General features: G+C 42.9%; 14 protein-coding genes. 11 read left to right on the forward strand and 3 right to left on the reverse strand.

Features of this window, described 5'->3' with window-relative positions; translation table 11 throughout:
* On the forward strand, positions 1 to 749 hold a 749-nt coding region (locus AC5WJX_RS03140), incomplete at its 5' end, for a transposase (RefSeq protein ID WP_494483319.1).
* A gap of 165 nt (positions 750 to 914) precedes the next feature.
* Here the strand turns inward: AC5WJX_RS03140 and AC5WJX_RS03145 are convergent.
* A complete protein-coding gene (locus tag AC5WJX_RS03145) occupies positions 915 to 2,120 on the reverse strand; it encodes an inositol-3-phosphate synthase (RefSeq protein WP_494483320.1) in 1,206 nt (401 codons plus the stop codon).
* A 285-nt stretch (positions 2,121 to 2,405) separates the two neighbouring features.
* Here AC5WJX_RS03145 and AC5WJX_RS03150 point away from each other — a divergent pair, with 285 nt between their 5' ends.
* The 3 genes from AC5WJX_RS03150 to AC5WJX_RS03160 all read left to right on the forward strand — a co-directional run bounded on the left by AC5WJX_RS03150 (position 2,406) and on the right by AC5WJX_RS03160 (position 3,884).
* Positions 2,406 to 3,203 (forward strand): HipA family kinase, encoded by a 798-nt coding sequence (locus tag AC5WJX_RS03150; RefSeq protein ID WP_494483321.1) that lies wholly within the window; start codon positions 2,406 to 2,408, stop codon positions 3,201 to 3,203.
* Positions 3,181 to 3,564 carry a DUF3037 domain-containing protein gene (locus AC5WJX_RS03155; protein ID WP_494483322.1) on the forward strand — a complete coding sequence of 128 codons (384 nt, stop codon included), beginning with the start codon at positions 3,181 to 3,183 and terminating at the stop codon, positions 3,562 to 3,564. The genes AC5WJX_RS03150 and AC5WJX_RS03155 overlap by 23 nt, the downstream gene beginning before the upstream one ends.
* A gap of 116 nt (positions 3,565 to 3,680) precedes the next feature.
* Complete coding sequence (locus tag AC5WJX_RS03160; RefSeq protein ID WP_440429137.1) at positions 3,681 to 3,884, forward strand: cold-shock protein; 204 nt, start codon at positions 3,681 to 3,683, stop codon at positions 3,882 to 3,884.
* A 278-nt stretch (positions 3,885 to 4,162) separates the two neighbouring features.
* Here AC5WJX_RS03160 and AC5WJX_RS03165 read toward each other — a convergent pair whose 3' ends face one another.
* Entirely contained in the window at positions 4,163 to 5,383 is a 1,221-nt protein-coding gene (locus AC5WJX_RS03165; protein WP_494483323.1) for a dicarboxylate/amino acid:cation symporter, read from the reverse strand.
* A 137-nt stretch (positions 5,384 to 5,520) separates the two neighbouring features.
* Here AC5WJX_RS03165 and cls point away from each other — a divergent pair, with 137 nt between their 5' ends.
* The 3 genes from cls to AC5WJX_RS03180 all read left to right on the forward strand — a co-directional run bounded on the left by cls (position 5,521) and on the right by AC5WJX_RS03180 (position 9,055).
* Entirely contained in the window at positions 5,521 to 6,975 is a 1,455-nt protein-coding gene (gene cls, locus AC5WJX_RS03170) for a cardiolipin synthase (RefSeq protein ID WP_494483324.1), read from the forward strand.
* A 102-nt stretch (positions 6,976 to 7,077) separates the two neighbouring features.
* Positions 7,078 to 7,704 carry an HAD family hydrolase gene (locus AC5WJX_RS03175; protein ID WP_494483325.1) on the forward strand — a complete coding sequence of 209 codons (627 nt, stop codon included), beginning with the start codon at positions 7,078 to 7,080 and terminating at the stop codon, positions 7,702 to 7,704.
* Positions 7,705 to 7,765: 61 nt separating this feature from the next.
* Positions 7,766 to 9,055, forward strand: coding sequence for an NAD(P)/FAD-dependent oxidoreductase (locus AC5WJX_RS03180; protein ID WP_494483326.1), 1,290 nt, complete (start codon positions 7,766 to 7,768; stop codon positions 9,053 to 9,055).
* Between the two features lie 247 nt (positions 9,056 to 9,302).
* Here AC5WJX_RS03180 and AC5WJX_RS03185 read toward each other — a convergent pair whose 3' ends face one another.
* A complete protein-coding gene (locus tag AC5WJX_RS03185) occupies positions 9,303 to 9,989 on the reverse strand; it encodes a DUF4397 domain-containing protein (RefSeq protein ID WP_494483327.1) in 687 nt (228 codons plus the stop codon).
* Between the two features lie 258 nt (positions 9,990 to 10,247).
* On the opposite strand from AC5WJX_RS03185, the gene spt reads away from it, so the two are divergent.
* The 4 genes from spt to AC5WJX_RS03205 are packed head-to-tail and all read left to right on the forward strand — an operon-like array spanning position 10,248 to position 13,312.
* On the forward strand, positions 10,248 to 11,453 hold the full coding sequence (spt, locus tag AC5WJX_RS03190) for a serine palmitoyltransferase (protein WP_440429149.1): 1,206 nt from the start codon (positions 10,248 to 10,250) through the stop codon (positions 11,451 to 11,453).
* Between the two features lie 35 nt (positions 11,454 to 11,488).
* Positions 11,489 to 12,472, forward strand: coding sequence for an NAD-dependent epimerase/dehydratase family protein (locus AC5WJX_RS03195; RefSeq protein WP_494483328.1), 984 nt, complete (start codon positions 11,489 to 11,491; stop codon positions 12,470 to 12,472).
* A 9-nt stretch (positions 12,473 to 12,481) separates the two neighbouring features.
* Positions 12,482 to 12,931 (forward strand): phosphatidylglycerophosphatase A family protein, encoded by a 450-nt coding sequence (locus AC5WJX_RS03200; RefSeq protein WP_494483329.1) that lies wholly within the window; start codon positions 12,482 to 12,484, stop codon positions 12,929 to 12,931.
* Positions 12,932 to 12,937: 6 nt separating this feature from the next.
* Complete coding sequence (locus AC5WJX_RS03205; RefSeq protein WP_440429155.1) at positions 12,938 to 13,312, forward strand: GtrA family protein; 375 nt, start codon at positions 12,938 to 12,940, stop codon at positions 13,310 to 13,312.
* Position 13,313 lies beyond the last annotated feature (1 nt).

Genomic DNA, 13,313 nt, shown 5'->3' on the forward strand with positions numbered 1-13,313 from the left:
ATGCTACTTTCATGCGTATGAAAGAGGACCACATGTTAAATGGTCAACTAAAGCCAGGATACAATGTACAAATATCAACTTCAAACCAGTATATCGTTAACTACACGATCCATCCAAACCCTACAGATACACTAACCTTAAAAGCGCATCTGGAGCAGCATGAGCGTAGCTTCGGCAAAGCGCCTGAAACCCTTACAGCCGATGCAGGATACGGGTCAGAAGAAAACTACACTTTACTGGAAGGAAGGCAAGTTGAGGCCTATGTGAAGTACAATACGTTCGATAAAGGCCAAAATGAGACTTATAAAAACAAGTATCCGTTCCATGTAGATAGACTCTTTTACAACAAGCAGCAAGATGTATATATCTGTCCGATGGGTCAGCAAATGGAATATATTGGTGATAGAAGTCGTAAGACTGGCAACGGGTTCATCCAGACATACAGGCAATATCAAGCGAAAAACTGTAGTAGCTGCCCTTTGATTGGAGCTTGCCATAAATCTAAAATCAACCGGGTCATCGAGATCAATGTGAACCTAAAAAGACAAAAACAACAGGCTCATGAGCGACTTAACAGTGAGCAAGGAATAAGGCATCGAAAGAAACGATGCTTTGATGTTGAGCCAGTCTTCGCAAATATCAAACAGAACCACGGGTTCCGCCGCTTTATGCTCCGGGGTAAAGAAAAAGTTGAGATCGAATGGGGTTTACTCGCGATAGCACAAAACTTAAGGAAAAAAGCAGCTTAGAAAGGCTGTTTTTGCGTGTGTAGTAGCTAAAAAGATCCACGAAGCATTCCTCAATATCCTATAGCTAGGAAAAGTCTAAAAATCAAATTAAACAGCACCAACAAAAAAAAGAAGCCGTTCATCTTTCAATGATACGGCCTCTTCTTTTTATTGATGAAGAATGGCTTAAACCAGTTCTTTTTTTCTCAACTGTTTGGTGGTAGATTCCGTTAGCTGTCTGTTTGCAAGCGCATGACACTCGTTGATGGCATCACTGAACATCATCTGCTCCGGTGGAGTTTTCTGCGTAGAAGCAGAAGGTCCTCTTAATGCACCAACCAGGCCTAGTTCTCTAGCTACATAAACGTAGCGTATCGCGTCGATTACAACACCTGCGGAGTTCGGAGAATCCTGTACAGATAGCTGTGCATCAAAAATCACTGGAGCGCCCATAAAGCCTTCAAGTTCTAAACGGAAGTTTGCTACTTTATTGTCACCATAGTAGGCAATGTATTCCGAAGGACCTGCATGAAGGAAGCTGTCCTGCGTAGAAATTCCTCTTATATCGTTTTGTGCACGAATTACGTTTTCTTTAGAGATCTTTTTAGACTTCAAGCGGTTTTTATCTTCCATGTTAAGGAAGTCTGTATTTCCACCAACGTTTCTTTGGATGTGCGCTTTCACGTGGTGCCCACGTTCAAATGCAAGCTCCTGAAGCATTTGCGAAACGATGCTTGCACCAAACTGGCTACGCATATCATCGCCAATAATTGGAATACCTGCATCAATAAATTTCTGTTCCCAAACGGGGTCAGAAGCAATAAATACCGGGATACAATTCACAAGTGAAATGCCCAACTCAATACAGATCTCTGCAAAAAATTCAGTTCCCTGTTGTGAACCAACTGGAAGGTAGTTGATTAATACCTCGGTTTCGGTTTCAATGAGTTTATCTACGATCTCCTGACGAAGTTTTGCAACCAGGTCTTTGTTGTAATCCACACCAATAGTAAGGAGATCAGTATTTTTTAGTTCCTCTTTAATCACAAACCTATTTGCCTCAGGATAGGCAGCCATCATTGGTGACACCCCATCAAGAACCGGCGAGCGGTAAACTAAAGCTTCACAACGGATATCATCATTTAACACCAATGTGCAATTCGGCTGTGCGAAGATTGCTTCCTTGATTGGCAAACCAATTTTTCTTTCATCAACATCAAAACCACATACAAACTCGATGTTAGCTGCTGTATAGCCGCCAATATTATCGGCCATTAAGCCAGAAGTTTTATCTGTGAATTTTGAGTAGTATTCTACACCTTGTACAAGCGAGCTGGCGCAATTACCAACACCTAAGATTGCAACTTTAATTTTATTTTCCTGGTTTTGCATTATTGATTTATGATTAACTAGTTGACTTGGCAATTACCGGCTTTTGCACCTGAATATGCCTTTTCTGTCTTTACTTTTTAATGGTAAAAATATTATTATATCCCGCAAAAATATTGATTCTTCTCGTCAATTTCATTATATAGGGATAAAATTATACTGCAAAAGTTCTCCCCGGATAAAGTTTGACAATTCCACAACCAATTTAGCTGCCCAATCTTTTTAAATGCAATTTTAAATTTAGCTTTGAAAAACATAATAATAAATGCAGGCTAAGAAAATTGAAATATGATTGATGAAGAACATCAACTAAGGACCGTAAACGTGATCCGGTATGTTACGCCACTTCGGGAAGGCGGCTCGATGCCAGCACTGGCTGAAGCCAACGACGAGTTTTTATACGTGTTAAAGTTCCGCGGTGCGGGGCAGGGGATCAAAGCTTTAATTGCCGAATTGATTGGGGGTGAACTTGCCCGTGCTCTCGGCTTTCGTGTTCCAGAGCTTGTATTTGCCAATTTGGATGAGGCTTTCGGCAGAACGGAACCCGATGAGGAAATTCAGGATCTTCTTAAAGCCAGTGTTGGCTTAAACCTCGCCCTGCATTATCTTTCTGGTGCCATAACATTCGACCCGCTCGTAACTGTAGTAGATGAGCGCCTGGCTTCAGAAATCGTCTGGCTCGACTGTTTGCTCACCAATATGGACCGTACTGCCAGAAATACCAATATGCTGATGTGGCATAAAGAGCTTTGGTTGATTGATCATGGCGCATCCTTATATTTTCATCATTCCATGCAAAACTGGGAAGAGCAGGCGATAAAACCCTTTTTCCTGGTGAAAGATCATGTGCTGTTACCTCGTGCTACTGAACTTGATGCGGTTAACAAAGATTTTCGCGAGCGGTTAAACCCGAGGCTGATCAACCAGATCGTTTCACTTATTCCAGATGCGTGGTTACAAACGGATGGTGCTCCGGACTTGGCCGAGCAGCAGCGGAATGTATACCGGGAATTTCTGCTCCGAAGAATAAGCAGTTCAGATGTATTTACAAATGCCGCAAACGATGCAAGACAAAAACTTATTTGAGTATGCAGTTATTCGTGTTGTACCCAGGGTAGAACGTGAAGAATTTATAAATGCAGGCGTGATTTTGTATTGTTCAAAGCGTAGGTTTCTGAAATGCAGCTATGTAATCGATGCGGTGAAAATTGGAACGCTGTGTAAAGAGCTCGATCTGGAACAGCTCGGGTTAAACTTAGATGCCTTTGCCCGCATCTGCGCAGGTGGTAAAAACGCTGGACCGATCGGGCAACTTGATGCAGCATCCAGATTCAGGTGGCTTACAGCGACAAGGAGTACTGTTGTACAATGTTCCAAGGTTCATCCTGGTTTTTGTGATGAGCCTGACGAAGCACTTGAACGACTAAAACAAACTTTAGTGCTTTAAATTGTAATTTTCTTAAAACAAATAGTATTCACCTAAAGTTAATTCATAAATTATTTTGAATAAACGATTGGGCTATGTAGCTTTAATCAAATTAAATCAACAACTATTAGAATACTATGAAAAATCAAGGAACAATTAAATTTTTTAACGAAAGCAAGGGGTTTGGATTCATCGTTGACGCGAATTCAGGCAAAGATATATTTGTACACTCTACCTCTATTGCTGGCGGTTCAAGAGGCCTGACCGAAGGTGATCAGGTTGAATTTGAAGTCGCAGAAGGCAAGAAAGGCCCAGAGGCTAAGAATGTTGTGAAGTTGTAAGGCTTTATTAGAAATTTGGAAAACAGTTCATATCGTAGATATGGACTGTTTTTTTTTGCCTTTTCGGGTCGTTCTGCAACCGGCTATTTTAGAATCGGCCGGCTTTTATGATGCCTGGAGCTTCGAAGTACAAGCTCTCGTGACGTTTGCACCTAAACACCAGTACAACCGCATATGAACCGCACATGAAACACACACACGGCTGGGGCTGATGTGCGGTTCATGTGCGGTTCATGTGGGTCTGATGTGCGGTTGATCCGAAGCTGCCCTTTGGGTTTTTAGATCCTGGCTTTCATCCAGTTCCTGCCTTCAGTAAACCGGGCAACCAACATCGCACAGACATTGTCGCCGGTTGCATTTAGTAAGGTGGCCATGGGGTCCACGAGTGTTCCGATGATCATAGCCGCTGGCAAGGCCTCAGATGGAAAGCCATAGGCCGAAATGAAAAGAAGTTCACCTACATAGCCGCCATTTGGTATACCGCCTTCAACGATGCTGACCAGTATGGTCATGCCAAGTGCCAGAATAATGATGTCAGCGCTGCTAAAGCTTTTCCCAAACATCGCAAACACGACCGCCATCTTTATGATCGACGAGATGCTTGATCCGTCCTTGTGTAAGGTAGCCCCTAAAGGAATGGTAACATTAGCGATATAGTCGGGCACACCCATGTTCTTGCAACCTTCGAGGTTTGCAGGTATGGTAGCGATGCTGCTGCAGGTACCGACAGCAGTCGCGGAAGGTACGATGTTGTTTTTCCAGAATACGCGGAGACCAGTTGCGCCGCCTGCTACAAGCGCGTAAAGGCTAAAGAACACAACGAAATAAAAGGCACCAACGCCATAGTATACGCCCAGTGACCGGGCATAGGTGCCGAAGAGTTGAGGCCCGAATACGCCCACCTGATAGGCGAAATAGGCACCCAATCCAACCGGGGCGATCTTCATAATGATTATGAACACCTGTTTAAATACCTCATTGCCGCTCAGGAGCAAACGCTTAAATGATGCTGCTGCTTCGCCGGCCTGCAAACATGCAAAACCGATGAGCACCGAAAAGATGATCATGGCAAGCATACTTTTCCGTGATAGCAGCTCATAAAATTCGCTGGTGGTAAACATGGTCGTAATTTGATCTCCGAAGGGTTTCTCTTCAATCGACTCTGTTAATTGTATGGGTTGCACGTTTTCGTGCAAGGGGAAGATTTTAACGGCTACAATGGTAAGGAGTGCGGAAATGATGATTGTCGACAGGAAAACAGCCGCCATAACACCCATCATCCGGTTAAGCCTGTTCGAAGTACTCAAACTTGCAATGGCAGAAGCAATCGCGAAAAACACCAGTGGTATTACCGCAGTGAACAGCAGATTCAGGAATATATCGCCCACAGGCTTTAGGATCTCCACCTGCTTCCCGAAGATTAATCCTGCAATGCTTCCGGCTATGATGCCGCTGAGCAGCCAGATGATGCCTTTGTAGTTCTGATAAAATTGGTTCATAGCCTAATATAAGATGTGAAAACTGTTTTGCGTTTTTTGAAGTTAATGTATGTAGAATTTTACGCTTAATAACAGCATTTGCGGCTGTTTAGATTTTATACACTTTTGATTAGTAATCATAATATTATTGCCGACACATGCTAAACTGGTTGTTAATTGCAGAGATTGTTTACGTTCTTGGAATTGCCGCCGTTTGTCTCCGAATCATTTATGAAACTGAATCTACGAGCAAAACGTTAGCTTACTTATTACTGACCATCTTCGTGCCAATTGGAGGGATCATTGTTTACTTCGTGATTGGTACAAATTACCGCAAACGTAAGCTGTATAGTAAAAAAATATTTAAGGATGAAGCTTTGATGCGTACGGTTAAAACGCGCATTTTCCGAACCTCCGCTGAAAGCTGGCAGACAGTGGGGCCAGAATTGAAGAAATATAAAAAGCTTTTTACCTTATTGTTGAACAGCAACTGGAGCAGTTTGAGCACCAACAATCAGGTGGAGATCCTGTTGAATGGTGAAGAAAAGTTTGCTTCTGTTCTTGCAGCGCTGAAGGCGGCAAAGAACCACATACACATCGAATATTATATTTTCGAAGACGATGAGATCGGAAATGCCATAAAGGATGTCCTGATTGAGCGTGCCCAAGCAGGGGTGGAGGTCAGGTTTATCTATGATGATTTTGGTAGCCGATCAATCCGGAAGACCATCGTGCCGGAGCTTCTGGCAGCAGGCGTGAAAGCTTATCCCTTTTACCGCATCTTTTTTATTGCCCTGGCAAACCGGCTAAATTACCGGAACCACCGGAAGATCATTGTTATAGATGGCAACGTTGGCTACACCGGCGGCATCAACATCAGCGATCGCTATATCAATAAACCAGGGGCCGCCAGAGAGCACTTTTGGCGGGATACCCATATTAAAATAACCGGCCCAGGCGTGTATTACCTGCAATATCTTTTTATATGTGACTGGAACTTCTGTTCTGATCAGGAGCTTGACCCCGACCGCGATTTCTTCAACAGCGATGTTCCGGAGAAACCAGGTGCTTTGGTCCAGATTGCAGCAAGTGGCCCCGACTCTGATGATCCGACCATTATGTTCTCCCTGGTTAAAGCGATCGGTATAGCTGAACGCGAAATTCTGATTACCACCCCATACTTTATTCCCGGTGAAACTTTGCTGGATGCCCTGACAGTAGCTGCACTTAGTGGAATAAAGGTGCGGTTGCTGGTGCCAGACCAGTCAGACTCGAAGATGGTAGACCTCGCAGCACGATCGTACTATGAAAACCTAATGCGTGCGGGAGTAGAAATTTACCTGTATAAGAAAGGGTTTGTCCATGCAAAGACCTTGGTCGCTGATGGCTCGCTGTCGGTGATCGGAACAGCGAACATGGACCATAGGAGTTTCGACCTGAACTTCGAAGTAAATAGCATCATTTATGATACCCAGATCGGCAAGCAGCTTAGCAAAGTGTTCTATCAGGATCTGCTTGATGCCGAGCGGATTAATCTTGAAGCGTGGCAGCAACGCAGCATTTTGAAACAATTTCCCGAGAAAGTAGCAAGGCTGTTTTCGCCATTATTGTAATCTGATAAGATTTTCGAAACTGTTACAAAACATCTGTGTTTTATATGCGGCAGCAGAAATAGGTAGAAAGCTAAAATGCGCTCCCATTCAAACGATCATATTATGGATAAACAAGATTTACGAATATTATTTTTCGACATTGGTGGTATCTTATTATCGAATGGCTGGGGCCATCAATCCAGGGCAAAAGCTGCCGAAAAGTTCGGTCTCGACTACGATGAAATTAATGCCTTGCATAATTTCATATTCAACGTTTACGAGATTGGACATATCACTTTGGACGACTATCTGGACACGGTGATCTTTCATAAGCCTCGAAATTTTCCTAGGCAGGACTTTAAGGAATTCATTTATGCCCAGTCTGTTGAACTTCCGGATATGCTGGCCTGGCTTAAAGAATGGAAGAAGGATTGTGGCTTTAGAATCATCTCGATCAATAATGAAGGCAAGGAATTAAACGACTACCGGGTGGAGAAATTTCAGCTCCACAAGTGTTTTGATGCCTTCATTTCGTCCTGTGAGGTGAAGTTGCGCAAACCCGATCCGGCGATCTTTAAACTGGCCATGGGCATTGCACAAGCTTCGCCAGCGCAGTGCGTTTATTTTGACGACCGGATAATGTTTGTTAAAATTGCAGAAAATTTAGGCATCAAAGCTTTCCAGCACACCAGTTTCGAATCGACTAAGGAAATCCTGTTGAATTTACAGCAGTCGTCATCCCTATTCTGATGCGGGGGCGAGGGGCTTTATGGTTCGATTTTGGATAAAGATATATTAAAATAGAATACTTATGATTAATACCGAGTTAAAACGGGTAGTTATTGTTGGAGGTGGATTTGCGGGGGTGAATCTTGCTAAAGAGTTGGCAAAGCATAATTCCTATGTGATCACCCTGGTTGACAAAAATAACTATAACTTCTTCCCGCCGCTGCTGTACCAGGTGGCAACGGGATACCTGGAAACTTCAAACATCAGTTATCCTTTCAGGAAGTTATTTCGCGGGAGCAATAATTTCAATTTCAGGATGGGCACCGTGATCAGGGTGGTACAGGCAGAGAACAAGCTGGTTCTTGATACTGGTGAGCTACACTACGATATCTTGGTTTTTGCAACAGGTACCGAAACGAATTACTTCGGAATGGAGAACGTAAAAAAGAATTCTATTCCAATGAAGACCGTACAGGACGCCATCTACATGCGTAACACCTTGCTTGAGCGTTTAGAGAAAGCGACCCGTGAACCGGATCCAGCGATAAGAAAGAAGCTTACAACTATTGTTGTAGCCGGAGGTGGACCAACCGGCGTGGAGATCTCGGGAATGTTCGCCGAGATGAAAAAATTGGTTATCCCTAAAGATTACCCGGAACTCATCGGTAGCAATGGCGAAATCTATCTGGTTGACGGCTTAAAGTCGGTTCTAGCACCAATGAGCGAAAAATCTCAAAAATATACTTATGAGACCCTGACGCAAATGGGTGTTAACATTAAACTCGACTGCATGGTTAAAGATTTCCACAATGATGTGGTTGAATTCAGTACCGGAGAAACCATTGAGGCCAAGACGCTAATCTGGGCAGCAGGCGTTACCGCAAGCGTATTTGATGGTATTGAGAAAGAATCTTATGGACGTGGCAGAAGAATGCTTGTTGATGCGTATAACAAGGTTCAAGGTACACAGAACATCTATGCTTTAGGTGATACCTGTCTTCAGACCACAGACCCGGCATTTCCGAATGGTCATCCCCAGGTTGCTCAAGTCGCTATTCAGCAAGGCGTTAATCTTGGAAAGAACTTGAAAAATGTAGCAGAGGGAAAAGCGCTTAAACCTTTTGTATATTATGATAAAGGATCTATGGCGATCATTGGACGATTTAAGGCTGTTGCCGATCTGCCTAAGCCAAAGATCCACTTCAACGGGTTCATTGCATGGATGGCTTGGTTATTTGTTCACCTGGTATCCTTGATCAATTTCAGAAATAAAGTTAAAACCCTATACAACTGGTTCGTATCTTACACGACGAAAGACCAGTCTTTAAGGGTTATTGTTAAACCTGGTCATGAAAATTCAGATCAAACTTAACATTGAGTTAACATAGATAAAGCATCTTTGCATTATGTTCATAAATCTACTAGCCATTACGTTTTACGTATTTGCGTTGATCGCAGCTTTTAAAATGGAGACCTTCGTTAAAGGGCTGCTGTTTATTTTAGTGGTTATAGCCATAAGCGGGTTGCTTTATCTATTTATTCTTTTCCCGGGTATCTCGGGTTTGGCAGTCGCCATTATTCTGGTCGCCTTTATTCTTAAGCAGGGTAGGCGGTAGGACTTATCGCATTTCCGTTAAGGTCAACTTAAGTCTGTCTGCGGGTGTAGTACCGGCTAGATTTCCACTTGCCCAGATGGTGTACATTTTTCCTCTTTCAAAAGTATAGGCAGTTTCGGGCAGCACATCAGTTCCAGTAAGGCCATTCCTAAGCGTCACGGTATAGGTGGTTTTCTCATCAAATTCCTGATAGGCGGTAGGCGTTTTGAAGGCTACATTATCAAATGTTGGGCTGGTATTTAGCAGCACTAACTGTAACGTTAAAGCAGCTGCATCTGGAGAGAGGTTGATGAACCTTACCAATGCCCGGTTCGGGTTCCTGATGCTGAGATCATCTTTAAGTGTATAGAATTCTAATGAATCAGACCTTAATACAAAAATGGATTGATGCTCATTTCCCACCAGGTTTACATTCGCTGTTGCTGTAACCGGTGGATCGCTTGCCAGGGTTGCAAGATAGTTCCACTGGCCTTCGTAAACGCCGATGTATGGACTTGCTGCTCCGGCGGGAATGGCACTGCTATTTTCGTCTTCACCACCAATTCCAAAAGTCAATGGACTCGTCGTGGCATTATACACCGCAACAAACGAGATTGGACGGGAAAAATTTGCATCTTTTTTGCATGAACCCAAAAGAAAACTGAGAAAAGCAATAAGGGGTATAAGTACGGAAGATAATCTCTTTTTCATGTTAATAATTAATCCATAAAGGTAGCAATAAATGGATTTTTCTTTTAGTTATAAAACTTACAGTCAGGCGGAACCTATTTTTGACAAAAAAATTATTAATTATACGTCGAAATGGTAGGAGAATGCCTTACTTTTGTACCTCATAATTTAACATATTTTTAATATATTTAGTGGAAGCTTTCAAGCAGGACGGGTTTAATCTTGATTAACGGGCCTATTAAATATATTTTTCCAACTGCAGTATTATACGGTTCAAGCATGCGTAAAAAATTACAAGATAGAATCGCGTCATTCAAAGATGCGACAGCAATTAAAGAAAGGGGTTTATATCCTTACTTTAGGTCAATAGAATCAGCTCAGGACACCGAAGTGATCATTGATGGCAAAAGAGTTTTAATGTTTGGGTCTAATTCATATTTAGGATTAACGAATCACCCGAAGATTAAAGAAGCTGCAAAGCAAGCTATCGATAAATACGGCACGGGTTGCGCTGGATCCAGATTTCTTAACGGCACGCTGGACATCCATTTGGAGCTGGAAAGAAGACTGGCAAATTACGTTGGTAAAGAGGCGGCGGTACTTTTTAGTACTGGCTTTCAGGTTAACCTGGGTGTGATCTCCTGTCTGCTTGACCGTAACGATTATCTTATCCTGGATGAATATGACCATGCTTCTATCATAGATGGTAGCAGGCTTTCCTTCTCACGATCGATCAAATATGCGCATAACGACATGGATGATCTTCGTAAAAAGCTAAGCAGACTACCTGAAGAATCTGCAAAGCTGATCGTAGCCGACGGTATCTTCAGTATGGAAGGGGATCTTGTAAACCTTCCGGAGATCGTTAAAATTGCTGAAGAGTTTGGTGCAAACATCATGATGGATGATGCACACTCGCTTGGCGTAATTGGATTTAATGGTTCAGGTACCGCATCTCACTTCAATCTTGTAGATAAGGTAGATCTGATCATGGGTACTTTCAGTAAGTCATTGGCTTCTTTAGGTGGCTTCATTGCCGGTTCTGAAGAAACTGTTGAATATATCAAACACCGTGCGCGCTCACTGATGTTTAGCGCTAGTATGCCGCCTTCTGCGGTTGCCAGTGTTATTGCAGCTTTAGATATCATCGAGTCTGAGCCAGAGCGTATCGATAAACTTTGGGATAATACCAATTATGCTAAAAAGCTCCTTTTAGACGCTGGTTTTGATATTGGTGCAACCGACAGTCCGATTATTCCGGTGTATATCCGCGACAATGACAAGACTTTCCAGATCACCAATATTCTGCACCAAAACGGCATATTCGTGAACCCGGTTGTTTCTCCAGCGGTACCGTCTGACTCTTCATTAATTCGTTTTTCGCTAATGGCTACTCATACCTTTGAGCAGATTGAAGAGGCTGTTGCAAAACTCTACGATGCATTTAAACAGGTAGAAGTGCCTATGGCAAAAGTGAGCATTTAGTGCTGATCTTGAATTAATACCATTATACAGGGTCTATGCAAAAAAAGGTATTAATTACTGGTGCAAGCGGATTTGTTGGCTATCATTTGATTGAGCAGGCACTTGCCTGCGGCTACAACGTTTATGCAGCAGTAAGACGATCCAGTTCCGTAGATCATCTAAAAGCATTTGATGTTAACTATACGCATCTGAACTATGGAGACGTAGAGGCAATGCGTAAGGATATCCTTGAAAATGGCTACGACTACATTATTCATGCTTCGGGTACGACCAAAGCAAAAAGCCTTGATGATTATAATTTAGTTAATGCGGAATACAGCAGGAACCTGGCTTTAGCATCACTGGGTACGCAGGTTAAAAAGTTTGTTTTTGTGAGCAGCCTTGCTGCTATTGGTCCACTGGAGGATATTAGCGGCCGCATTACTGCAAACCAGTCTCCAAAACCGGTAACCAGCTATGGGGTCAGCAAACTTCTGGCAGAGCGCTACCTCCAGGAGATTGACGGCTTGCCGCTATTGGTGATTAGGCCCACTGCGGTTTATGGCCCACGAGAGAAGGATATATTTATTCTCTTTAACAGTATAAATAAAGGTCTCGAACCATATATAGGTCGTTTTGACCAGCGTTTGAGTTTTGTTTACGTGAAAGACCTGGCTGCTGTAATTTTAAGGGCCCTTGAGTCTCCGTTAACGCAGCAAAGCTATAACATCTCAGATGGTCAGGCTTACGACCGGTTTGCCTTAGCAGATTATGCGAAATCACTTCTTGCAAAAAAGACAATTAAGTTTCATATACCCTTGACCCTGGTGCGGCTTCTGGCTTCCTTGCTGGATGCACTTTATGCCAAAAGTACTGCCACTCCGGCATTGAACAAGGAAAAGCTGGCAGAGCTGACAGCGGTGAACTGGATATGTGATGTGGAAAAAGCGCGGATGGAACTTGGGTATGTACCGCAGTATAATTTAGCGGAAGGTCTGGCAGAAACCATGAAGTGGTACAAAGAGCATCAATGGCTATAAACTAATTAAATGTTATTTCATAAACTATCGGCAACGAGTCTAGGTATTGGGTATATCGGCAAAGGGGCCGGAACTGCAGCTGCAGTTGTGACCGCTATTGTATGGTATGGTATATCCACATTGGGCTTTGAAGGCTTTCTGCCAGCGTTTTTGACAACGGTGATGATTATCGCATTGGGGATCTGGTCTGGCAGTGTGGTAGAACCAGTTTGGGGTAAAGATCATAACCGGGTTGTTATCGATGAGGTGGCCGGCATGTGCATCACCTTGCTTTGGGTTCCTGCAACACCCTTAAATATCCTTATCGGGCTGATACTCTTTCGGTTCTTCGATATTCTGAAACCATTATTTATTAGAAAAATGGAAGCTTTGCCAGGTGGTTGGGGCGTGATGTTTGATGATGTACTGGCTGGCATTTATGCCAATATTGTATTGCAAATTTTCATCAGGTTTAACTAAATCGTCGTGGCAACATTCGTAAAAGCACAGGTATCTTCTTTATCCGCTTCAATTCTTGACTTTCTTACCACAATAGTCTGTAAACATGTGCTTAACTTTGGTGTCATACTGGGGAGTGGTACGGGAACGACAGTAGGGGGAATTGCGAATTTTCTAATTGGAAGGAATTGGGTTTTTGATTCTAAACAGGGGAAAATTCAAAATCAGGCGATCAAATACTTCATTGTATGGTTTGGTAATCTGGTTTTAACAACATCAGGGGTTTATCTGGTCACGCATTACTTTCAACTCAGTAATTATGTTCTTCCAAAGATCCTTGTATCAGGTGTGATAGGTGTTCCCTATAATTACCTGATGCAGAAAAAATTTGTATTCATATAAA

It is taken from the genome of Pedobacter sp. NEAU-ZC8 (genome assembly GCF_059278965.1).